The 20,076-nt window shown below is 66.9% G+C and carries 19 protein-coding genes; 8 read left to right on the top strand and 11 right to left on the bottom strand.

The features are described from left to right. The first annotated feature begins 117 nt into the window (after nucleotides 1-117). From ACTVZP_RS18750 to ACTVZP_RS18740, 3 genes are all read left to right on the top strand, one after another. Nucleotides 118-2,010, top strand: a complete 1,893-nt coding sequence (locus tag ACTVZP_RS18750; protein WP_443213696.1) for a propionyl-CoA synthetase — start codon at nucleotides 118-120, stop codon at nucleotides 2,008-2,010. Between the two features lie 207 nt (nucleotides 2,011-2,217). After that, nucleotides 2,218-2,715 (top strand): hypothetical protein, encoded by a 498-nt coding sequence (locus ACTVZP_RS18745; RefSeq protein ID WP_443213695.1) that lies wholly within the window; start codon nucleotides 2,218-2,220, stop codon nucleotides 2,713-2,715. Then, on the top strand, nucleotides 2,712-4,160 hold the full coding sequence (locus ACTVZP_RS18740) for a sigma-54-dependent transcriptional regulator (RefSeq protein WP_443213694.1): 1,449 nt from the start codon (nucleotides 2,712-2,714) through the stop codon (nucleotides 4,158-4,160). Before ACTVZP_RS18745 ends, ACTVZP_RS18740 begins: the two co-directional genes overlap by 4 nt. Here the strand turns inward: ACTVZP_RS18740 and ACTVZP_RS18735 are convergent. The 10 genes from ACTVZP_RS18735 to ACTVZP_RS18690 all read right to left on the bottom strand — a co-directional run bounded on the left by ACTVZP_RS18735 (nucleotide 4,130) and on the right by ACTVZP_RS18690 (nucleotide 13,484). Then, nucleotides 4,130-5,131: a glutathione S-transferase family protein gene (locus ACTVZP_RS18735; RefSeq protein WP_443213693.1), complete on the bottom strand. Its 1,002-nt coding sequence runs from the start codon at nucleotides 5,129-5,131 to the stop codon at nucleotides 4,130-4,132. The genes ACTVZP_RS18740 and ACTVZP_RS18735 overlap by 31 nt on opposite strands. Before the next feature lie 68 nt (nucleotides 5,132-5,199). Next, a complete protein-coding gene (locus ACTVZP_RS18730; protein ID WP_443213692.1) occupies nucleotides 5,200-7,032 on the bottom strand; it encodes a transducer, TlpC in 1,833 nt (610 codons plus the stop codon). Continuing rightward, nucleotides 7,029-8,144 (bottom strand): protein-glutamate methylesterase/protein-glutamine glutaminase, encoded by a 1,116-nt coding sequence (locus ACTVZP_RS18725; protein WP_443213691.1) that lies wholly within the window; start codon nucleotides 8,142-8,144, stop codon nucleotides 7,029-7,031. Before ACTVZP_RS18725 ends, ACTVZP_RS18730 begins: the two co-directional genes overlap by 4 nt. A gap of 2 nt (nucleotides 8,145-8,146) precedes the next feature. Beyond that, complete coding sequence (locus ACTVZP_RS18720) at nucleotides 8,147-8,983, bottom strand: protein-glutamate O-methyltransferase (protein ID WP_443213690.1); 837 nt, start codon at nucleotides 8,981-8,983, stop codon at nucleotides 8,147-8,149. Then, on the bottom strand, nucleotides 8,980-9,513 hold the full coding sequence (locus ACTVZP_RS18715; RefSeq protein ID WP_443213689.1) for a chemotaxis protein CheW: 534 nt from the start codon (nucleotides 9,511-9,513) through the stop codon (nucleotides 8,980-8,982). The genes ACTVZP_RS18720 and ACTVZP_RS18715 overlap by 4 nt, the downstream gene beginning before the upstream one ends. Nucleotides 9,514-9,788: 275 nt before the next feature. Next, entirely contained in the window at nucleotides 9,789-10,280 is a 492-nt protein-coding gene (locus ACTVZP_RS18710; RefSeq protein ID WP_443213688.1) for a chemotaxis protein CheW, read from the bottom strand. Further along, nucleotides 10,277-12,241, bottom strand: a complete 1,965-nt coding sequence (locus tag ACTVZP_RS18705) for a chemotaxis protein CheA (protein ID WP_443213687.1) — start codon at nucleotides 12,239-12,241, stop codon at nucleotides 10,277-10,279. The genes ACTVZP_RS18710 and ACTVZP_RS18705 overlap by 4 nt, the downstream gene beginning before the upstream one ends. Further along, complete coding sequence (locus ACTVZP_RS18700; protein ID WP_443213686.1) at nucleotides 12,238-12,603, bottom strand: response regulator; 366 nt, start codon at nucleotides 12,601-12,603, stop codon at nucleotides 12,238-12,240. The genes ACTVZP_RS18705 and ACTVZP_RS18700 overlap by 4 nt, the downstream gene beginning before the upstream one ends. Beyond that, nucleotides 12,600-12,869, bottom strand: coding sequence for an STAS domain-containing protein (locus ACTVZP_RS18695; protein ID WP_443213685.1), 270 nt, complete (start codon nucleotides 12,867-12,869; stop codon nucleotides 12,600-12,602). The genes ACTVZP_RS18700 and ACTVZP_RS18695 overlap by 4 nt, the downstream gene beginning before the upstream one ends. A 366-nt stretch (nucleotides 12,870-13,235) precedes the next feature. Next, entirely contained in the window at nucleotides 13,236-13,484 is a 249-nt protein-coding gene (locus tag ACTVZP_RS18690) for an accessory factor UbiK family protein (protein ID WP_443213684.1), read from the bottom strand. Nucleotides 13,485-13,587: 103 nt separating this feature from the next. On the opposite strand from ACTVZP_RS18690, the gene lgt reads away from it, so the two are divergent. From lgt to pgeF, 3 genes are read left to right on the top strand one after another with little or no spacing between them, the layout of a single operon-like run. Beyond that, nucleotides 13,588-14,466, top strand: a complete 879-nt coding sequence (gene lgt, locus ACTVZP_RS18685; RefSeq protein WP_443213683.1) for a prolipoprotein diacylglyceryl transferase — start codon at nucleotides 13,588-13,590, stop codon at nucleotides 14,464-14,466. Further along, entirely contained in the window at nucleotides 14,463-15,524 is a 1,062-nt protein-coding gene (locus tag ACTVZP_RS18680; RefSeq protein WP_443213682.1) for a class I SAM-dependent methyltransferase, read from the top strand. Before lgt ends, ACTVZP_RS18680 begins: the two co-directional genes overlap by 4 nt. Next, nucleotides 15,521-16,273 carry a peptidoglycan editing factor PgeF gene (pgeF, locus tag ACTVZP_RS18675; RefSeq protein ID WP_443213681.1) on the top strand — a complete coding sequence of 251 codons (753 nt, stop codon included), beginning with the start codon at nucleotides 15,521-15,523 and terminating at the stop codon, nucleotides 16,271-16,273. Before ACTVZP_RS18680 ends, pgeF begins: the two co-directional genes overlap by 4 nt. A gap of 224 nt (nucleotides 16,274-16,497) precedes the next feature. Here pgeF and ACTVZP_RS18670 read toward each other — a convergent pair whose 3' ends face one another. Further along, nucleotides 16,498-16,998: an Lrp/AsnC family transcriptional regulator gene (locus ACTVZP_RS18670; RefSeq protein ID WP_443213680.1), complete on the bottom strand. Its 501-nt coding sequence runs from the start codon at nucleotides 16,996-16,998 to the stop codon at nucleotides 16,498-16,500. A 221-nt stretch (nucleotides 16,999-17,219) separates the two neighbouring features. On the opposite strand from ACTVZP_RS18670, the gene trxB reads away from it, so the two are divergent. Both trxB and ACTVZP_RS18660 read left to right on the top strand, forming a co-directional pair. Then, nucleotides 17,220-18,158, top strand: coding sequence for a thioredoxin-disulfide reductase (gene trxB, locus ACTVZP_RS18665; RefSeq protein ID WP_443213679.1), 939 nt, complete (start codon nucleotides 17,220-17,222; stop codon nucleotides 18,156-18,158). A 190-nt stretch (nucleotides 18,159-18,348) separates the two neighbouring features. Further along, nucleotides 18,349-20,055 (top strand): bifunctional sulfate adenylyltransferase/adenylylsulfate kinase, encoded by a 1,707-nt coding sequence (locus ACTVZP_RS18660; RefSeq protein WP_443213678.1) that lies wholly within the window; start codon nucleotides 18,349-18,351, stop codon nucleotides 20,053-20,055. Nucleotides 20,056-20,076: the final 21 nt, after the last annotated feature.

Here is a 20,076-nt window from a genome sequence, read left to right as displayed (position 1 = left end):
TGGTAGCGCAAAACGTGACCATAGGCCGCGGTGCGCTTTCTGAAACACCCTTGAAACAATCTTGCGTCGTGACGCGACCCGTCTTAACAGAACATGCGCGACGAGGGAGGGCATACGATGGCATACGCAAGTCTTTACAAGTGGTCTCTGGAGGATCCCAACGGCTTCTGGATGAAGGCAGCCGAGCAGATCGACTGGACGACTCCTCCGTCGAAGGCGCTGTTCGAGGAGAAGGAGCCCTTCTACGAGTGGTTCTCGGACGGCATGGTCAACACCTGCTGGAACGCCGTCGACCGCCATGTCGAGGCCGGACGCGGCAAGCAGATCGCCATCGTCCACGAAAGCCCGATCACCCATTCCTACAAGGGCATCACCTATGCCGAACTGCAGGCCCGCGTGGCCTCTCTGGCGGGTGCGCTGCGCGCGAAGGGTGTCGAGAAGGGCGACCGCGTCATCATCTACATGCCCATGATCCCCGAGGCGCTCGAGGCCATGCTGGCCTGCGCACGCCTCGGCGCCATCCATTCGGTCGTCTTCGGCGGCTTCGCGGCGCATGAACTTGCCGTCCGGATCGACGACTGCAAGCCCAAGGCCATCATCGCCGCCTCCTGCGGGCTCGAGCCGAGCCGCGTCGTCCACTACAAGCCGCTGCTCGATCAGGCGATCGAGGAAGCCTCGCACAAGCCCGACTTCTGCGTCATCTTCCAGCGCGAGCAGGAAGTGGCGAAGCTCATCCCGGGCCGCGACGTCGCCTGGCACACGTTCCAGTACGGCGTCGAGCCTGCCGAATGCGTTCCCGTCGAAGGCAACCACCCGGCCTACATCCTCTACACCTCGGGCACCACGGGGCAGCCGAAGGGCGTCGTGCGCGCCACCGGCGGCCATCTTGTTGCGCTCAACTGGACGATGAAGGCCATCTACGACATCGACGTGGGCGACGTCTTCTGGGCCGCGTCGGACGTGGGCTGGGTCGTGGGCCACAGCTACATCTGCTACGGACCGCTGATCGCGGGCGCGACCACCATCGTCTACGAGGGCAAGCCCGTCGGCACGCCCGATGCGGGCGCCTTCTGGCGCGTGATGCAGAACCACAAGGTCAAGACGTTCTTCACCGCGCCGACCGCCCTGCGTGCCATCAAGCGCGAGGATCCGAAGGGCGAGCTGATCCAGGACTACAACCTGCGGAACCTCAAGGCGCTGTTCCTCGCGGGCGAGCGGGCGGACCCCGACACGATCGTCTGGGCGCAGAAGAACCTCAACGTCCCCGTCATCGACCACTGGTGGCAGACCGAAAGCGGATGGGCCATCGCCGCCAACCCGCTCGGCGTGCAGGCGCTTCCGGTCAAGATCGGCAGCCCCTCGGTGCCGATGCCGGGCTATGACGTCCGGGTGCTGGACGAGGGCGGACACCAGATGCCGGCGGGCCAGCTCGGGGCCATCGCGATCAAGCTGCCGCTTCCCCCCGGCACGCTGCCGACGCTCTGGAATGCGCAGGACCGCTTCGTGAAGAGCTACCTGACCCACTTCCCCGGCTACTACGAGACCGGCGACGCGGGCTATATCGACGAGGACGGCTACGTCTACATCATGGCCCGCACCGACGACGTCATCAACGTGGCCGGCCACCGCCTGTCCACCGGCGCTATGGAAGAGGTGCTCGCCTCGCATCACGACGTCGCCGAATGTGCGGTCATCGGCGTGTCCGACACGCTCAAGGGCCAGTCGCCGCTCGGCTTCCTCTGCCTGAACAAGGGCTCGAACCGGGCGCCGGAGGACGTGGTCAAGGAATGCGTGAAGCTTGTCCGTGATCAGATCGGTCCCGTGGCCGACTTCAAGCGCGCCTGCGTGGTGGACCGCCTGCCGAAGACCCGCTCCGGCAAGATCCTGCGCGGGACGATGGTCAAGATCGCCGACGGGCAGGACTTCAGGATGCCGGCAACGATCGACGATCCCGCCGTCCTCGACGAGATCCGCGACGCCCTGAAATCGGTGGGCTACCCCCGCGCCTGAGGCGCCTGCTCGGCGCCGCAGCTCTCCGCTGCGGCGCAATTCCGCACAAGATTCGACGGAAGCCTGGGCTGGACTTTACCGACCCAGAGGGTAACCTGCGACCAACATGCTGCCCTTGTCAGTTCGATGTCCATGACAGCTCCACACGATGGTTCGAATGCTGCCCTGACCAACGGTCGGGTTCTTGGGCATGAGCGCGCGACGGGCGTGGACCTCGCCAGCACCCTCGACGAGGCGATGGAACACCTTTCCGACCTTGAGGCCGTCGTTGGTGCTGGACCCGCAGCGCCGCTCCGGCAGACGATGCTGCGGTTGCGGTCGCTGATCGGGCAGTCTGCGGGCTCCGACGGGACCACGGCGCAGGAGTCGGTCGACGAAGCCCGCTTCCGCCGGCTGCTCGAGATCGCCGGTCCCGACACCGCAAATGAGCTCGTCCACCGGCTGCATCTCGACCTCAAGAGCACGCGCGAGCGGCTGGACGAGGCGATGGCCGCAATCGACTGGATGGAGATACGCGCCCAGACCCACGTGCTCATGAGCCTTGCAGGCACGGTCGGCGCGGGGGACCTCCAGCGGCTGTCGGAGGAGCTGAACGCGGCTGCGCATCAACACGATCGGGACCAGGCGGCGGGTCTCAAGACCGAGCTTCTGATGCGGCTCGACGGCCTCCTCGCCTTCGTCGCGCAGCAACGGGATGGCGCATGAGCGCGACCACGCGCGCGGCCGGCGCCGAAGGCCGTCCACGTGCCGCAACCGGCAACGTGGACGCGAGCCGCCCGCGGCCGATCCTGCTGATTGAGGACACGCCATCCCTGCAGATGGTCTACCGGTCGGTTCTGGCTTCGGCAGGGCACCGTGTTGCCGTGGCGGGCACCGCTGCCGAGGGCCTTACGCGGTTCCGCGAATCGCTGCCGAATGTTGTCCTTCTCGACCTGATGCTTCCCGATCGCGACGGCCTCGACCTGATGCAGGACATGCTGCGTCTGCGGCCCGAAACCAATGTGATCGTCATCACGGCGAACGGCTCGATCAACAAGGCGGTGGAAGCCATGCGCGCCGGAGCGCACGAGTTTCTCGTCAAGCCGTTCGACGAGCAGCGCTTCCTGGGCGCGGTCGAAAACGCCTCGGTGGCGCGCGAGGTTCGCGCGCCGCGCCGCCCGCCGCCGGAACCGACCCCGGTCAACGGAGCTTTCCTCGGCTCATCCGAGGCGATGGCCCGGATCCATGCCAAGATCCGCTCCGCTGCACGCTCGATGGCCACCGTTTTCATCACCGGCGAGAGCGGCACCGGCAAGGAACTCTGCGCACTCGCCGTGCACGACACGTCGCCGCGCGCCTCCGGGCCCTTCATCGCGCTGAACTGTGGGGCGATCCCGCAGGACCTGCTCGAATCCGAGGTCTTCGGCCATGTGAAGGGAAGCTTCACCGGAGCGATCGCCGACAAGCCGGGGGCCGCGGCCGCGGCCGATGGCGGCACGCTCTTCCTGGACGAGATCTGCGAGATGGCGCCCGCCTTGCAGACCAAGCTGCTGCGGTTCCTGCAGACCTCGATGGTGCAGCCGGTCGGCGCCACCCGGCCGCGCAAGGTCAACGTCCGGATCGTCTGTGCGACCAACCGCGATCCGCTCGATGCGGTCCGCCGCGGCCAGTTCCGCGAGGATCTCTACTACCGCCTCTACGTCGTGCCAATCCACATGCCGCCCCTGCGCGAGCGCGGCAACGACGTCATCGAGATCGCGGAGGCCGCCCTCGCCCGGTTCGCGGCCGAGGAGGGGCGAGAGTTCATCGGACTCGACGCCGAGGTCAAGGCGCGCTTCCGCAGGCATAGCTGGCCCGGGAACGTGCGGCAGGTCCTGAACGTCATTCGCAACATCGTCGTGCTGAACGACGGTGGCCTCGTGACCATGCGGATGTTGCCCGACGCCTTCACCGACCAGATGGCGGCGCCTGAGGAACTGGCGCGGCGGATCGAGCCCGCCCCGAGCGAACCAAGCCTCGACGCCCTGATCGGATTGACCCTAGCCGAGATCGAGCAGATCGTGATCGAGGCGACCATCGCGCGCCACGGGGGCTCGGTCCCGAAGGCGGCGCGCGTCCTCGACGTCTCGCCCTCGACCCTCTACCGCAAGCGCGAGGCGTGGAAGGACTGACCGCGCCCGTGCGGCGCATCGAAATCGGGATCGGGCGTCAACGGCACGATCCTGTGCGGGTTGATGTGTTCGTGGCTGTAGTAGTAGTGCCGCAGGATGTGGTCGAAGTGGACCGTTCCCGCGACGCCGGGCCATTGCCACATCTCGCGCAGCCAGCCCCAGAGGTTCGGATACTGAACGATCTGTCGGCGATTGCACTTGAAATGCGTGTGGTAGACCTTGTCGAACCGGACGAGCGTGGTGAAGAGACGCCAGTCCGCCTCGGTCGCGACGTCGCCTGCGAGGTAGCGCCGTTCTCCCAGCAGATCCTCCAGCCAGTCCAGCGTCTCGAAGAGCGCAAGCGCCGCCTCGTCATAGGCCTCCTGCGAGGTGGCGAAGCCTGCGCGGTAGACCCCGTTGTTCACTGTCTCGTAGATCCGGTCGTTGAGGCGGTCGATTTCCTCGCGGTGCTCGGCAGGCAGGAAGGTTTGGGTATTGCCGGTAAGATGATCAAAGGCCGAATCGAACATGCGGATGATATCGGCCGACTCGTTGCTGACGATGGTCTCGCGCTGCCGATCCCAGAGGACAGGCACGGTCACGCGCGCCGAGATCGCGGGATCGGCCTTCAGATAAAGATCGCGCAGAAAGGGCAACCCCCCAAGCCTGTCGCCCGTCGCTCCGGGGAATGAGGTCTGGAACGTCCAGCCGTCGTCCAGCATCTCGGGGTGGACGACAGAGACGTCGATCAAGTCCTCCAGACCCTTGAGCGTGCGGAAGATCATCGTCCGATGCGCCCAGGGACAGGCGAAGGAAACGTAGAGGTGATACCTCCCCGGTTCCGCCGCGAAGCCGCCTTCCCCCGAAGATCCGGGCCTGCCGTCCGACGTGATCCAGTTCCGGAATTGCGTCCGGCTTCGCACGAACCGGCCACCGCTGGATTCGGTGTCGTACCAGTTGGTGTGCCAGACACCCTCGATCAGTTCACCCATCGCGCCCTCCGGTCGCCCCGCGAGGCCGCCCCGGTCAAGACCTAGTGCGTGGGCTGCCGAGACAAGGCCTAGAAGAAGATGTCCGCGAGGCTGTCTTCTGTCCCGTCACTGTCGGCTTCGTTCCCAGCGCCATTGCCATCGGCCTGACCAGCGGCGCCGCGAGCCGTGGCCGCCACTCCGGACATATCGTCAGCCGCGATCTGCCCCGGGAGAGGGAACTGCCGCCCGGCGCCCACTGCCATGGCCGCGGTTGCCAGGATATCATCATGGATCTGGCGTTCTTCGGGGACCGTATAGCTCCTGCGGACCTGAGCGAGGAGAGCCTCGGCAGGCGACCCCGGCTCGACCGAAAGCGGCTTCGACGGCAGGGCCGCTCGCTGCCGTGCCAGTTGATTCATGAAGACGTGGAGACTGGTCAGGTTGCGGCGGTACCCGCTCATCAGGCCGGCAGCCGTCTCGAGACTGGTCGTCAGGATCCGACCCGCCTTTCCGAATGCATGTCCCGTCTCGTCATGCGCGCGGTTGGCCTCGAGCAGGATCCCACGGATCGCGGAGGCCCCTTCGGACACACGCCGCATCTCCTGCTCGAGCCCCGCAACCGCCTCGGTCCCGATCGTCGAGGCAAGATCCTGCGTACGTTCCAGGCGCCCGTGGAGACGGGTGAAGACCGCCGCCGATACCTGCGTGAGGTCGCGCAGCTGGCGCGAGATTTCCTGCAGCGCCCGTCCTTCCTGACCGAGCTTGGCGCAGACGATGACGGCGTTCAGGCCGAAGAGGCGAACCAGATCCTCGATCCGGCGCATCCGTTCCTCATGGTGCCGGATCTTCTCCAGATGGGCCGCGACCCGCGCAGCATTTCCGGAGAGCAGGCGAAGATGCTCTGCGCAGCGGGCGAGTCCCGCCTCGATCACCTCGGCCCTGCCGACCATTGCGTGGATCGCCCCTCCGCCGCGCTGCGCCTCGCCAAGATAGAGATGACGCGCCGCACCGATGGCCGCGCCGGCATTGCCCTGCACCTCGAGGAAGTTCCGCGTGGCAGTGTCGAGATCTCTTGTCAGAGCGCCGACGGTGGCATCCGTCTGGGCATACGCGATATCGAGAAGCACGGCCTGCAGGGTCGGCTGGCCCTCGGCCCCCGCCAAGGCATCCGACGTCAGGTGGCGCACATGCTCGAACCGCTGCCGAGCGCTGTCGCCCGCCTGAAGCGACAGGATGAGGCTCGACACGGCGCCAAAGATCCCGTCCATCCGGCGCGCCAGCGACTCGTTGCCGTCGGCGATGCGCTGGCGGTCGGAGCGGACCTCTGCCGCGGTCATGCCGATCGCCGCGAGGTTCGGCAGCACGAACTCGCGCAAGGTCTGAGACAGATGTGCCGCCTCGGCATCCATCGCACCGGTCTCGACCGCGATCTCGTTCATCGCCTCATCGACTTCGGCGACCAGGTCGGCGGCCTCCGCCGCCATGCGGGTCAGGCCCCCGGTGAAGGCTTCGACGCGCTGGCGGCTGCTCGTCAGCATGTTCCCGATGATGCGTGCCTGCAGCTTCACGATGGAGATCGCGCGGATCGTCGCCATGAGGTCCGTGACCTCCGAGCGCATCGCCGCGACGGCGGCACGCAGGCCGCGGGAGGCGGATTCAAACCGCGCGAATTCCTTCGCAAGGTCCGCGGCCTGAGCGCCCGTGTCCGTCGACAGCCCCAGGAAGACCGCCGTCCTCGCGGGTCCCAAGGCCTCGTCAAGACGCGCAAAATCGGCGCGCAGGCCATTCAGGTGTCCCACCGCGAGAGATAGTGTCTCTCCGGCACGCAGGAAGGTCTGTTCGGTGCTGACCAGCACGAAGTCAAGCGGATGAGCCGGTTGCACCGAGGCGGAACTGCTCAGCAGATCGGGATCGAATTTCACCGGACCATCCTTTCCGCAAACCTGCGACCGAACTCCACGATGCGGGTGGCGAGCTTCTCGAGCGGCTCCACGCGCAGGACACCGCCGTGAGCGACGGCTTCGCGCGGCATGCCATAGACCACGCAGGTCGCTTCGTTCTGCGCGATGGTCTCGGCACCGGCCTGACGCATCTCGGCCATGCAGCGCGCGCCGTCATCGCCCATGCCGGTCATGATGATACCGAGGGCGTTCGCGCCTGCCTCCTGCGCGGCCGACCGGAAGAGGACGTCGACGGAGGGGCGGTGTCGGCACACGTAGGCCCCATCGAGGACGGACACCCGATAACCTTGGTTGCGCCGCCGCAAAAGGAGGTGGCGGTCGCCCTGGGCAATGATGGCCCGTCCGGGCAGCACCTGCATCTCATCTTCCGCCTCGAGCACCTCGATGGCGCAGAGCGAGTTCAGACGGCGGGCAAAGGCTGCGGTGAAGCCGCGTGGCATGTGCTGCACGATGACGATCGGAGGAGCCGAAGCCGGCAGCGCCGTGAGGACATCGCGCAGGGCCTCGGTACCGCCCGTCGAGGCACCGATGCAGACAACGGGCATGGTCTCCGGCACGAGCCGCGGCGCACGCGCCGGCAGGATCTCGTCGGCCGTCAGCTTCGGACCCGGTGCGAGAGGCCTCGGCTCAGGCTGGCTGCGCCGCGCGGCGGTCTCGGTCGCGGCGCGGATCGCGTCGCAGATCCGGATCGAAGCCTCCTGTCGCTCCATCTCGTTGCGCGCGGCAGGCTTGGAAATGACCTCCTTCGCGCCGAGTTCGAGCGCCGTGACCATCGCATCGGATCCGGCACCGACATGGCTCGAGCAGACCACGACCGGGATCGGGTGCTGCTGCATGATCTTGCGGAGGAACGTCAGGCCGTCCATCCCGGGAAGCTCAAGATCCAGCAGGATGACATCCGGCAATTCCGTACGCATCGTGCGTGCCGCGGCGAAGGCGTCGGGCACCGCAGCCATGACCTGAAGCGCGGGATCGCTTTCGACGATCACCTTGAACATCGCTCGGGCCGCAGCGGAGTCGTCCACGATCAGGACGCGGGTCGGGGTCGATGAGGATGCCGCGCGAATAGGCATGGTCAGGTCTTTCGAAAGATTGAAGGCGAATGCTGTTTCATCTGCGGGTGGTTGACCACCATCGACTCCGAATGGCCGACGATCAGGTAGCCATTGGGGCGCAGGTGGCTGACCATGCGCGCGATGACGGCCGACTGGTCCTCGGGTCCGAAGTAGATCAACACGTTGCGCAGAAAGATCACGTCCACGTCGCGGTCGACCGGATAGGTGCGATCCATCAGGTTGAGATGCATGAACTGAACCCGATCGCGCAGTTCCGGCACCAGCCGGGCGGTGCCGGCATGGGCGGGCGCTCGCCCGACCATCGTGTAGCGCGCCCGAAGCTCCGCCGGGACCGGAGAGAGCTGCTCGGCCGAGTAGATCGCGCGGCGAGCGCGGTCCAGCATCCTCTGCGAGATGTCCGTGCCCAGGATGGCGTAGGAGAAACGCTGGCCCGCACGCTGTGCTTCGGCAAGCACGATAGCTGTCGTGTAGGCTTCGGCGCCCTCGGAACTGGCGGCGCTCCAGATCTTCAGTCGCGGCGGATGTGGCGCTGCACGGCGGACCGCCTCGGGGACGATCTCTTGCACGAGCACGTCGAAATGCGTGGCCTCGCGGAAGAAGTCCGTCTTGTTCGTGGTCAGCAGGTCGATGACGAGAGGAAGCTCGTCCTCCAGCAGGCCATGGTCAAACAGCTGGGCAAGATAGCCTTCGAAGCCTGAAGCTCCGACTGCGGCAATCCTTGGCCGGAGGCGCGACTCGATCATCTGTCGGCGGTGAACGGGCAGCTGGATGCCCGTGCGGTTGCGGATCAGCTCCGAGAACCGCTGGTCGTGCGCCTGGCGGAGCACCTGGTTCATTGCAGTACACCCGAGCGCATGTCGGCGAGGCCCAGCCGGGAGGGATCCATCAGCCGATCGATGTCGAGCAGCGTGACGAAGGCTCCGTTCCGCTTGCCGATCCCCATGACGGCCGTGTCGGTCCAATTGAGCATGTCGGCGCTGCTCATGTGCTGCATGCGGCCATCGTCGAGCATGGTCACTTCGATCACGCGCTCGGTCTTGAGGCCGACCACATGACGTGCGGAAGCGGATTCCACCCAGGTGACGAGGATACGGCTGTGCCCCGTGTCTTCCGCCGGCGGCAGGCCGAGGAGGCTCCGCAGATCCACCACCGGCACGCCCGTGCCACGCACGTCGCAGAGACCCAGCAGATGCGCAGGTGCGTTCGGAAGCGGAGCAATCGGCCGCAGGTCCAGGATCTCCTGCACACGTTCCACCGGGAGCGCATAGAGCATCTCTCCTGCGGCGAACGTCACCACGGGCGGCGCTTCGGCGGGCCGGGCCTCTTCAGGCTGCGTCATGGCGGAGGAAGCCGTCATCGAGATCATCTCTGTTCTCCGGGTTCAAGGGCGAAGGCGAAGCCGCCCGGCAGGGTGTCGTGAAAGGCAGGCAAGGCACGGAACGGCCAGTGCCTGGCGGGCGAGTTGAGGACGCGCGGCCGCACGTGCAGGATATGTGCCAGCCCCCGCGTGGAAGCAGAGCGAAGCGCTTGCGGATGTCGTCCCCTCGTCCTCGGGGCGGACAGCAGGAGCCGCAGGCCTCCGCCAATGAAGGCGGCAGCGGACCACACCTTGATCTCGGGCTCCATCATCCCCACCGGTCGTCAGGCGACGGCAGGACCGGCCGCAGAGGCCTGTGCTGCAAAGATGTTGGAGAGGTGAGGAAGCACCAGGAGGCCCTTCTTCGTGCGGAAGACGCCCTGCACGAAGGAATGGGGCCAGCTGCTTCCCTTCGGGGGCAACGGCTCCATCGCGGTCCGCTCGAGTTCGGTCACTTCGAGCACCGCGTCCGCCGCTATGGCGACCACGATCGGCTCGCCGGCCAGCTCGACCTCGACGACCAGCATCTTGCTCGCCTCGGTCCTGGGTTCTTCGGCTATGCCGAAGGCGAAGCGGAGTTCGGCCAGAGGCACGACGGCGCCCCGCACGTTGATCACGCCCCAGACGGAGCGGTCGGCAGTGGGCACCCGCGTCACGGGCAAGGGATCCAGGATCTCGCGCAGGGCGGAGGCCGGGATCGCGAGCATCTGCCGCCCGAGACGCATGGTGACGACCGTCATGGGAGCAGCCGGTTTCAGTTCGACGATATTGGTCATGCCGCGGCCCCTCTGCGGTCTTCCACGCCCTGCCCGACGCCCGCCAGATGCGGAACGTCGAGGATCAGCGCAACTGTGCCGTCGCCCAGGATGGTCGCACCCGAGAAGGCACGAACTCCCGAATGAAGGCGAGACATCTGCTTGATGACGATCTGGTTCGTACCGATGATCCGGTCTACGACGGCGCCCGCACGGGTCTCGCCCGCGCGCACGATGACGACCGTCTGGAAGTCGCCAGGTCCGCCGGGACTAGAGAACATGCGGCGCAGGCGAACGAGCGGCACCAGCCGATCGCGCACATCGAGGAAGTCGGCGCTTCCGTCCTCCTCGATGCGATCGGCCGGAAGCTCGACGATCTCCTGCACCGCGGCCAGAGGAATGGAGAACCGTTCGCCCGCAACTTCGACCAGAAGGCCCTCGATGATGGCGAGGGTCAGCGGCAGACGCAGGGTGAAGGTGGTACCACGGCCTTCGACGGACTGGACCTCGATCGATCCGCGCAGGCTCTCGATGGTCTTCTTGACTACGTCCATGCCCACACCGCGGCCCGAGAGTTCCGTGATCGCCTCTGCCGTCGAGAAACCCGGCTCGAGGATCAGGGCGTTCATGGCGGCCTCGGTCAGGATCGCGTCGGCGCCGATGATGCCGTTGGCAATCGCCTTGTTGCGGATGCGCTCGCGGTTCAGGCCCCGCCCGTCGTCGCTGATGCGGATGACGACCTCGGCGCCGGAATATTCCGCCTCGAGCGTGATGCGTCCTTCCGCGGGCTTGCCCGCGGCAGCGCGATCGGCGGGGGATTCCAGCCCATGATCGACGGAATTGCGCAGCATGTGGACGATCGGATCGGCGAGCTGCTCGATCACCGTCTTGTCGAGTTCGGTGTCCTCTCCGTGGACGACGAAGCTCACCGGCTTGCCGACGGTCTCGGAGAGACCGTGGATCAGGCGGCGGAAGCGGCCGATCATCGAGCGCACCGGCACCATCCGGATGCGCATCGTGGTGTCACGCAGACCGGCGGCGAGCCGGCTGATCTCTTCCGCCGCGGCCATGAGGGCGGGGTCGCGGCTCTGATGGGCAAGTTGCAGGAGCCGCGCATCGGCGATCACTAGTTCACCGACGCGGTCCATCAGGTGATCGAGCCGCTCTGCGGCGACGCGCATGGTTGCGCCACCCTTGTCGCCGGTCGGAGCGTCTTCCGACGGTTTGCGGCCGGCAGGAGCCTTGGGCGCGGCGGCCGGCGCTGCAGCGGCCACCACCGGCGCCGCGGCCACCGCCTCGGGTTCTTCCAGACGAAGCTCTGCGTCGTTGAAGAGGAAGACGTTGTCGAGCGCGTCCCGCGAGACGCCATTGGGGAAGTGCATCGACCAGCCGATCATGCAGACTTCGGGATCCAGCGCATCGAGCGGCGGCACGCCCGAAAGATCCGCGCTGATGTCGGTCGCGCCGAGATCGCGCAGTTCCGACAGCAGCAGGTCAGGGCGGGCACCGAGGGCCAGTGAGTTGCCTGTCAGCCGGAACCACAGCCGGTGCGCGCCTTCCGGGGCGGCATCCCCTGCGGCAGCGGCAGGCGTCTCGTCGGTCGCATGACCGCTACCGCCCACGGCAGCCGCGAGTGCAGCGAGGATCGCCGGACGGCGGCCGGTCGGATCGGCCTCTTCGGCGAGGAAGCCGATGATTTCGTCCCGCGCGGAAAGGGCGAGACTTATGATCTCGGGCGTGACCGCGGCCTGGCCGGACCTGAGCAGGTCGAAGGCCGATTCGAAGGCATGCACGAAGGCCGCCATGTCGGCGAAGCCGAACATCGCGCCCGATCCCTTGATCGTGTGGAGGTCGCGGAACACCGCGTTGATCAGGTCGCGGTCTTCCGGCGAGTCGCTCAGATCCAAGAGGCCCCGTTCGAGGCTTTCAATCAGATCAGTCGCTTCCTGCCGGAAGACGGCCATCATGTCGTCGTCCATCATCCGAGCACCTTCTTGATGACTGCGAGCAATTGCGGCTGGGTGAAGGGCTTGACCATCCATCCCATCGCCCCTGCGTCACGGGCCTGTTGCTTGAGAGTGTCGGCGGAATCCGTGGACAAAAAGATAATGGGTTTGCCCTTGCTCTCGGGATGCTGCCGAAAGGCCCGGATGAAGCCCAGACCGTCGAGGTTCGGCATGTTCTGATCGGTGATGATCGCGTCGATCGGATGGCTGAGCGCCTTCTCCAGACCCTCGCGACCATCCGTGGCCTCGATCACCTGATAGCCCGCCTCACGGAGCGTCATGGCGACCATGCACCGGATGGACGGCGAATCGTCGACGGCGAGAACGGTCTTGCTCATGCCGCAGCCTCCGCCACGGCGTCGATCCCGAGGGCCGCGTATTGCGCCGACAGCGCGGCGCAATCCTGAGGCAGCACCAGCCGGCGCCCGAGAGCCGCCGCGGTGGCTGCGGCGGACACCAGAACCTGGACCACTGCCGCGTCGGCTCCGACCAGCGCGGAGGCGTCGACCTCGACATCGCCGGCCGCCAGAGCCTCCTTCAGCCGCGCCATCAGCCCGGGCGCATCCTGCAGGCGCAGGTCCCCGGACAGCGTGAATGCGTTCATCAGCTTCATCCCTTGCACTCGTCCAATTCCGGCAGGCAGACGCCTGAGGATCATCGGCTGGACGCTAGCGAAGGGAACGGCTCAAGACGTCCCGGGTTTATGGCGAAGGGGGCCTGTCTTGAGAAAGGTCATGCGGCCTTTGGTTGGCCTCACATCCTAAAGAAGGGGAAGCAACCGGGAGAAGAGCCGCCCTGAGTGCGCACGGTGCGCAGCGGCAGGGGACGCGGGTTAAGCCGGGCACGGCCGGCGGACCCGGTGGACCACCCGGCGATTCGGGTGCAGTCATGCACCCGCGGTCGATCATGGAGGGGCTGCATGGCGCCCAATGCGCGAACCGATGCCGCGCAGAAGCCTGGCTGCGTCAGGTCAGCCCTTGGCCTTTGCTTCGAGGGCCGCGAGCCGGGCGGAAAGCGCCTCGTTCTCCTCACGGGCCTTCTGGGCCATGGCACGCACCGCGTCGAACTCCTCACGCGTCACGAAATCGCGGTCGGCCATCCAGCGGTCGATGAAGCCCTTCATCGCCGTTTCAGCCTCGGTCCGGGCACCCTGGGCCACGCCCATGGCATTGGTCATGAGCTGCGACATGTCGTCGAAGAATTTGTTGCGGGTCTGCATTCGGTTACCTCCAGCGATCGGCCCTATATGGTCGTGCGCCACCCTGCGCGCAAGGTTGACTTCGCCGCAGCCGCGCCGGAAAAACCGGGCGAAAGGAAATCCGATGGCCTACATCCCCTTCCCGGACATCTCGCCGGAAATCTTCTCGATCGAGCTGTTCGGCGTGACCTTCGCGCTCCGCTGGTATGCCCTGGCCTACATCGCAGGCCTGCTCATCGGATGGCGACTGGTCCTGCGCATGATCCGCACGCCCCGGCTCTGGACGTCCGGTGCGCCAATGAACGAGGACCAGATCGAACGGCTCCTGACCTGGGTGATCCTCGGCGTGATCTTCGGCGGTCGGCTGGGCTTCGTGCTCTTCTACCAGCCCTCGCATTTCCTCGCCCATCCGCTGGACATCCTGAAGGTCTGGGAGGGCGGCATGTCCTTCCACGGCGGCTTTCTCGGCGTCATGGTCGCAATGGTTGCCTTCTGCCTGAAGGAGCGCATCCCGGTGCTGCCGGTGGCGGACCTTCTGGCCGCGGCGACGCCTCCGGGGCTCTTCCTGGGGCGGATCGCGAACTTCATCAATGCCGAGCTCTGGGGCCGACCGACCGGCCTGCCCTGGGGCGTGGCCTTCCCCGGCGAGGCGGCCCAGACCTGCCCCGGCATCGAGGGGATCTGCGCACGCCATCCCTCGCAACTCTACGAAGCCGCGCTTGAGGGGATCCTGCTCTTCGCCGTCCTCTCGGTTCTCGTCTGGCGGCGCGGCTGGCTGGGCAGACCCGGCGCGGTGGCGGGCGCCTTCCTCACGGGCTACGGCGCGACACGCTTCCTCGTCGAGTTCGTCCGGCAGCCCGACGCGCAATTCGTAAGCCCGGGCAACCCGCTGGGTCTCGCCTGGGAGATCGGCGGCTACGGTCTGACCATGGGGCAGATCCTCTCGCTGCCGATGATCCTCCTGGGCCTGTTCCTGATGATCCGCGCCCGGCGGGCGGCGTGACGGCGCTGGCCGACCTTCTCGCGCGCCGGATCGGGGCCACCGGGCCGATCACCGTGGCCGACTACATGGCGGAGTGCCTGCTGCACCCGGAGCATGGCTATTATTCCACGCGCGATCCGTTCGGCATCCGGGGCGACTTCACCACGGCGCCCGAGATCAGCCAGATGTTCGGCGAACTCCTGGGCCTCTGCCTCGCACAGGCCTGGCTTGACCAGGGCGCTCCGGCCCGGTTCACGCTGGCCGAACTGGGGCCGGGCCGCGGGACGCTGATGGCCGATCTGCTGCGGGCGACCCGTGGCGTGACGGGCTTTCATGACGCTGCCCGCCTGCAGCTTGTCGAGGCCTCGCCGACACTCCGCACGCTGCAGCGCCGGACACTGGGCGACCATCCGGCCCGGTGGCTGGACCACGCGGCAGAACTGCCCGACGGTCCGCTCTACCTGATTGCAAACGAGTTCTTCGACGCGCTGCCGATCCGGCAGTTCGTGCGCAGCGGCAGGGGCTGGCGCGAGCGCATGGTCGGGCTTGCGGAGGGCACGCTGGGATTTGGCCTGGGTCCGGAAACCGGGCTGGCGCCGCTCGCGCATCGCCTCGCGGACACCGCACCGGGGGAAATCGTCGAACTCTGCCCGGCCGCGGCCCCGATCATGGAGGAGATCGCGCGGCGCATCTCCGGCCATGGCGGGCTGGCGCTTGCGGTCGACTACGGTGGATGGCACTCGCGCGGCGACACACTGCAGGCGCTCCGCGGCCATCGCCGGGACGATCCGCTGGCAGCGCCGGGCGAGGCGGATCTGACGGCGCATGTGGACTTCGAGGCGCTGGCGCTGGCCGCCGCCCCCTGCGCCACGGCCTTCACCACCCAGGGCGAGTTTCTGTCGGGTCTCGGCATCGGCAGCAGGACCGAGCGGCTTTCGCAGGCACTCGACGGAGACGCGCTCGCCAGCCATCTCGCTGCATCTCACCGCTTGACCGATGCCGCCGAAATGGGAAGGCTCTTCAAGGTGCTCGCGGTGTTCCCGCCGCAGGGTCCGCCGCCCGCAGGATTTGCCATATGATCGAACTCGTTACGGCCGACGCTCTGGCACCCCTCCGCCACGGGTTCTTCACCCGGAAGGGAGGGGCCTCCTCGGGGATCTTCGCAGGCCTGAACTGCGGCCCCGGATCCTCAGATCTCGCCGAGGTCGTGACGATCAATCGCGCGCGTGTGGCGGAAGCGATGGGCGTGGCCCCGGACCATCTGGTGACGGTGGACCAGGTGCATTCGCCCGACGTGCTGCATGTGACGGGACCGGTGGCGAACCGACCGAAGGCCGATGCGCTGGTGACGACGACACCCGGGCTCGCCATCGCGGTGCTGACGGCCGATTGCCAGCCGGTGCTGATGGCCGATGCCGAGGCCGGCGTGGTCGCTGCCGCCCATGCAGGCTGGCGCGGGACGCGGTCCGGCGTGCTCGAGGCGACGGTCGAGGCGATGGAGGGGCTCGGCGCCCGGCGCGAGCGGATCGCTGCGGTGATCGGGCCCACCATCAGCCAGCGCGCCTACGAGGTCGGTCCCGAATTCGTCGAGGAATTCCTGGACGAGGATCCGGAGAGTGCCCGCTTCTTCGCCCAGGGCAACGGCGACCGCGCGCTCTTCGACCTGCCGGCCTTCGGTCTCGCCCGGTTGCGCGCGGCCGGAGTGGGGCATGCCGAATGGACCCGCCACTGCACCTACCACGATCCGGATCGGTTCTTCTCCTACAGACGCACCACCCATGCGGGCGAGGCCGACTACGGCCGGCTCATCTCGGCGATCCGGCTCTGAGGCAGGTGCGCCCCGCGATGAACGGCCGGGTCGGCCGCCCTCACGCCGCAAGAAGCGGAGCGCATCTCTGCGGCATCGTGTCTGCACAATTAGCGGGCGGCGCTGCGCCTTCTGACCCGAAAGCAGCGGCTCAATGGCCTTGTGCTCACGCTCTACCTGCGGATCACCGGGGAGAGCACGGACCAATGTCCGGTCCGGATCCGCTCCTGCCCGGACGCGCTCTCTCAGGCGCTGCGCTGCAGCCGTGCCTCGAGCACGTCGAAGGGCACGCCAGGCTCGTCCTTCGCGCAGCGGATCACGAGGCTCGTCTTGACCGAGGCCACGTTCTCGGCTGCCGTCAGCTCCTGCGTGAGAAAGCTCTGGAAGCTTGGCAGATCGGGGGCCACGCATTTCAGGATGAAGTCGATCTCGCCGTTCAGCATGTGGCACTCGCGCACGAGGGGCCAGGACCGGCAGCGTCCCTCGAAGGTGGAAAGATCCGCCTCGGCCTGACTGTGGAGCCTCACCATGGCGAAGACCTGCACCTCGAAGCCGAGTTCGCGCGGGTCGATGTCGGCGTGATAGCCCCGGATGTAGCCCGCCTCCTCGAGCGTGCGCACGCGCCTCAGGCAGGGCGGTGCAGAGATCCCGACGCGCTTGGCCAGTTCCACGTTGGTCATCCGGCCGTCGCCCTGGAGCTCCGCCAGGATATGACGGTCGATGGGGTCCAGTTTCGATCCGGCCATGAAGCTCTCCTTGCTGCCGGGGGATTCTAAAGGCTCCCGATGCCCTGCGCAATAATGTTTCGCGCACGCATCAAAAAGCGCCGGACCATTGCGGAAAACCGGCATATCACGCAATCCCTTCAGCACAATCCTGCGGTCGGGGAAGCGGCGGATTGGGGACTTCCGGCCCGCTGCGCCAGGTCCTATATGAGGCGCCGGGAAAAGACCATGAGGGGCAGGGCATGTCGGAGACGCGGCACACGAGGGTTCTGATCATCGGCTCGGGACCGGCCGGCTACACGGCGGCCGTCTATGCGGCGCGGGCGATGCTGAACCCGCTGCTGATCCAGGGGCTGCAGCCCGGAGGCCAGCTCACCATCACCACCGACGTCGAGAACTGGCCCGGCGACCGCGAAGTTCAGGGGCCGGACCTGATGGTGCGGATGGAAGAGCATGCCCGCGCCATGGGGGCCGAGGTGATCTCGGACTACATCTCGTCGCTAGACCTCTCGCAGCGGCCCTTCGTGGCCCAGGCCGACAGCGGCATGACCTATACGGCCGATGCGGTGATCCTCGCCACCGGGGCGCAGGCGCGCTGGCTGGGCCTGCCGACCGAGGAGAAGTTCAAGGGCTTCGGCGTCTCGGCCTGCGCCACCTGCGACGGCTTCTTCTATCGTGGCAAGGAGGTCGTCGTGGCGGGCGGCGGCAACACGGCCGTCGAGGAGGCGCTGTTCCTCACCAACTTCGCGACCAAGGTGACGCTGGTCCACCGCCGCGACAGCCTGCGTGCCGAGAAGATCATGCAGGACCGGCTGTTCCGCAATCCGAAGATCGAGGTGTTGTGGAACCACACGATCGACGAGGTGAAGGGGACAGAGGCGCCCCTCGGCGTGACCGGCGTCGTCGCGAAGAACGTCCTCACCGGCGAAAGCACTGAGGTGCCCTGCGCGGGGTTCTTCGTGGCCATCGGCCATGCGCCGGCCAGCGAACTGGTCAGGGATCAGCTCGAGCTGCACAACGGCGGCTATGTGAAGGTCGAACCCGGCTCGACCCGGACCTCGATCCCCGGTGTCTTCGCCGCGGGCGATTTGACCGACCACGTCTATCGCCAGGCCGTCACCTCTGCCGGCATGGGCTGCATGGCGGCGCTCGACGCGGAACATTTCCTCGCCGGGGAATAGGCGCGGCGGCACATACTCCGGGAAGGGGCGGCAAGATCGGACGACTGTTTGCCGCTTCCGCCGGATGGTGGCATTTTCGCCTTATTCGACTGCCGTTCCCTGCTCCGAGCTTGAACCGCTGCGGAGCACGGGATAAGCCCCCCGCGAAACCGGGGCAGCCCGGTGCCCTTTCCCGCAGAGGCAGTCGCTCATGTCCCTTTCGAACCACGCTCCCGTTCCAGAACTCTACGTTTCCTACGACTCCGCGCAGAAGCTGAAGGCGGATGCCGGCAATCTTCCCTCGTGGGACCTGACGCAGCGCCAGATCTGCGATCTCGAGCTTCTGATGAACGGCGGCTTCCACCCGCTGAAGGGCTTCCTGACCGAAGCCGACTATGACGGCGTGGTCGAGGACATGCGCCTTGCCGATGGCCGCCTCTGGCCGATGCCGGTCACGCTGGACGTGTCCGAGAAGTTCGCCGAGACGGTCGAGCCGGGGCAGGACATCGCGCTGCGCGACGCGGAGGGCGTGATCCTCGCCATCCTGTCGGTCACCGACAAGTGGATCCCGAACAAGGATCGCGAGGCCGAGAAGGTCTTCGGCGCCAACGACCTCGCGCATCCGGCGGTGAACTACCTGCACAACACGGCCGGCAAGGTCTACCTCGGCGGCCCGATCACCGGCATCCAGCAGCCGGTGCACTATGACTTCAAGGCCCGCCGCGATACCCCGAACGAGCTGCGCGCCTTCTTCCGCAAGATGGGCTGGAGCCGCGTCGTGGCCTTCCAGACGCGCAACCCGCTCCACCGCGCGCACCAGGAATTGACCTTCCGCGCTGCCCGCGAGGCGCAGGCGAACCTGCTGATCCACCCGGTCGTCGGCATGACGAAGCCCGGCGACATCGACCATTTCACCCGCGTCCGCTGCTACGAGGCGGTGCTGCACCAGTATCCGGCCTCGACCACCACGATGTCGCTTTTGAACCTCGCCATGCGCATGGCAGGCCCGCGCGAGGCGGTCTGGCACGGGATCATCCGCAAGAACCACGGCTGCACGCACATGATCGTCGGTCGCGATCACGCCGGCCCCGGCAAGAACTCCGAGGGCAAGGACTTCTACGGCCCCTATGACGCGCAGGCGCTGTTCAAGGAGCACGCCGCCGAAATCGGCATCGAGATGGTCGATTTCAAGCAGATGGTCTACGTCCAGGAAAAGGCCCAGTACTTCCCCGTGGACGAGGTGCCGGAAGGTTCGACCGTCCTCGACATCTCGGGCACCGAGCTGCGCCGCCGCCTCCGCGAGGGGCTGGAGATCCCGGACTGGTTCTCGTTCCCGGATGTCGTGCAGGAACTGCGCCGCACCTCGCCCGCGCGCGCGAAGCAGGGCTTCACGGTGTTCTTCACCGGCCTTTCCGGCTCTGGCAAGTCCACCATCGCCAACGCGCTGATGGTCAAGCTGATGGAGATGGGCGGCCGCCCGGTGACGCTCCTTGACGGCGACGTGGTGCGCAAGCACCTCTCCTCGGAACTCGGCTTCTCGAAGGAGCACCGCGACATCAACATCAAGCGGATCGGCTATGTCGCCTCCGAGATCTCGAAGAACGGCGGCATCGCCATCTGCGCGCCGATCGCGCCCTATACCGCGACCCGCCGCGCCGTGCGCGAGATGATCGAGGCCTTCGGCGCCTTCATCGAGGTCCACGTCGCGACACCGATCGAGGAATGCGAGCGGCGCGACCGCAAGGGCCTCTACAAGCTGGCCCGCGAGGGGAAGATCAAGGAATTCACCGGGATCTCAGACCCCTACGAAGTGCCCGCGAAGGCCGAACTCGTGGTGGACACGACCAACGTCGACGTGGACCACTGCGCGCACCAGGTCATCCTGAAGCTCGAACAGATGGGCCTGATCCGCGGCTGAGGTCCCACGACTGCGGCAAGA

This window comes from Rhodobacter sp. NSM (assembly GCF_052244495.1).
GTDB lineage: Bacteria > Pseudomonadota > Alphaproteobacteria > Rhodobacterales > Rhodobacteraceae > Cereibacter_A.
The sequence above is the reverse complement of the archived record's forward strand: the minus strand, read 5'-3'. Positions and strand labels throughout refer to the sequence as shown.

Bases quoted from the DNA above. Each gene is read 5' to 3' on its own strand.
- ACTVZP_RS18750 (WP_443213696.1), top strand. From the start codon at position 118: ATGGCATACGCAAGTCTTTACAAGTGGTCTCTGGAGGATCCCAACGGC.
- ACTVZP_RS18740 (WP_443213694.1), top strand. From the start codon at position 2,712: ATGAGCGCGACCACGCGCGCGGCCGGCGCCGAAGGCCGTCCACGTGCC.
- ACTVZP_RS18735 (WP_443213693.1), bottom strand. From the start codon at position 5,131: ATGGGTGAACTGATCGAGGGTGTCTGGCACACCAACTGGTACGACACC.
- ACTVZP_RS18725 (WP_443213691.1), bottom strand. From the start codon at position 8,144: ATGCCTATTCGCGCGGCATCCTCATCGACCCCGACCCGCGTCCTGATC.
- ACTVZP_RS18720 (WP_443213690.1), bottom strand. From the start codon at position 8,983: ATGAACCAGGTGCTCCGCCAGGCGCACGACCAGCGGTTCTCGGAGCTG.
- ACTVZP_RS18715 (WP_443213689.1), bottom strand. From the start codon at position 9,513: ATGATCTCGATGACGGCTTCCTCCGCCATGACGCAGCCTGAAGAGGCC.
- ACTVZP_RS18710 (WP_443213688.1), bottom strand. From the start codon at position 10,280: ATGACCAATATCGTCGAACTGAAACCGGCTGCTCCCATGACGGTCGTC.
- ACTVZP_RS18705 (WP_443213687.1), bottom strand. From the start codon at position 12,241: ATGATGGACGACGACATGATGGCCGTCTTCCGGCAGGAAGCGACTGAT.
- ACTVZP_RS18700 (WP_443213686.1), bottom strand. From the start codon at position 12,603: ATGAGCAAGACCGTTCTCGCCGTCGACGATTCGCCGTCCATCCGGTGC.
- ACTVZP_RS18695 (WP_443213685.1), bottom strand. From the start codon at position 12,869: ATGAACGCATTCACGCTGTCCGGGGACCTGCGCCTGCAGGATGCGCCC.
- ACTVZP_RS18690 (WP_443213684.1), bottom strand. From the start codon at position 13,484: ATGCAGACCCGCAACAAATTCTTCGACGACATGTCGCAGCTCATGACC.
- lgt (WP_443213683.1), top strand. From the start codon at position 13,588: ATGGCCTACATCCCCTTCCCGGACATCTCGCCGGAAATCTTCTCGATC.
- pgeF (WP_443213681.1), top strand. From the start codon at position 15,521: ATGATCGAACTCGTTACGGCCGACGCTCTGGCACCCCTCCGCCACGGG.
- ACTVZP_RS18670 (WP_443213680.1), bottom strand. From the start codon at position 16,998: ATGGCCGGATCGAAACTGGACCCCATCGACCGTCATATCCTGGCGGAG.
- trxB (WP_443213679.1), top strand. From the start codon at position 17,220: ATGTCGGAGACGCGGCACACGAGGGTTCTGATCATCGGCTCGGGACCG.
- ACTVZP_RS18660 (WP_443213678.1), top strand. From the start codon at position 18,349: ATGTCCCTTTCGAACCACGCTCCCGTTCCAGAACTCTACGTTTCCTAC.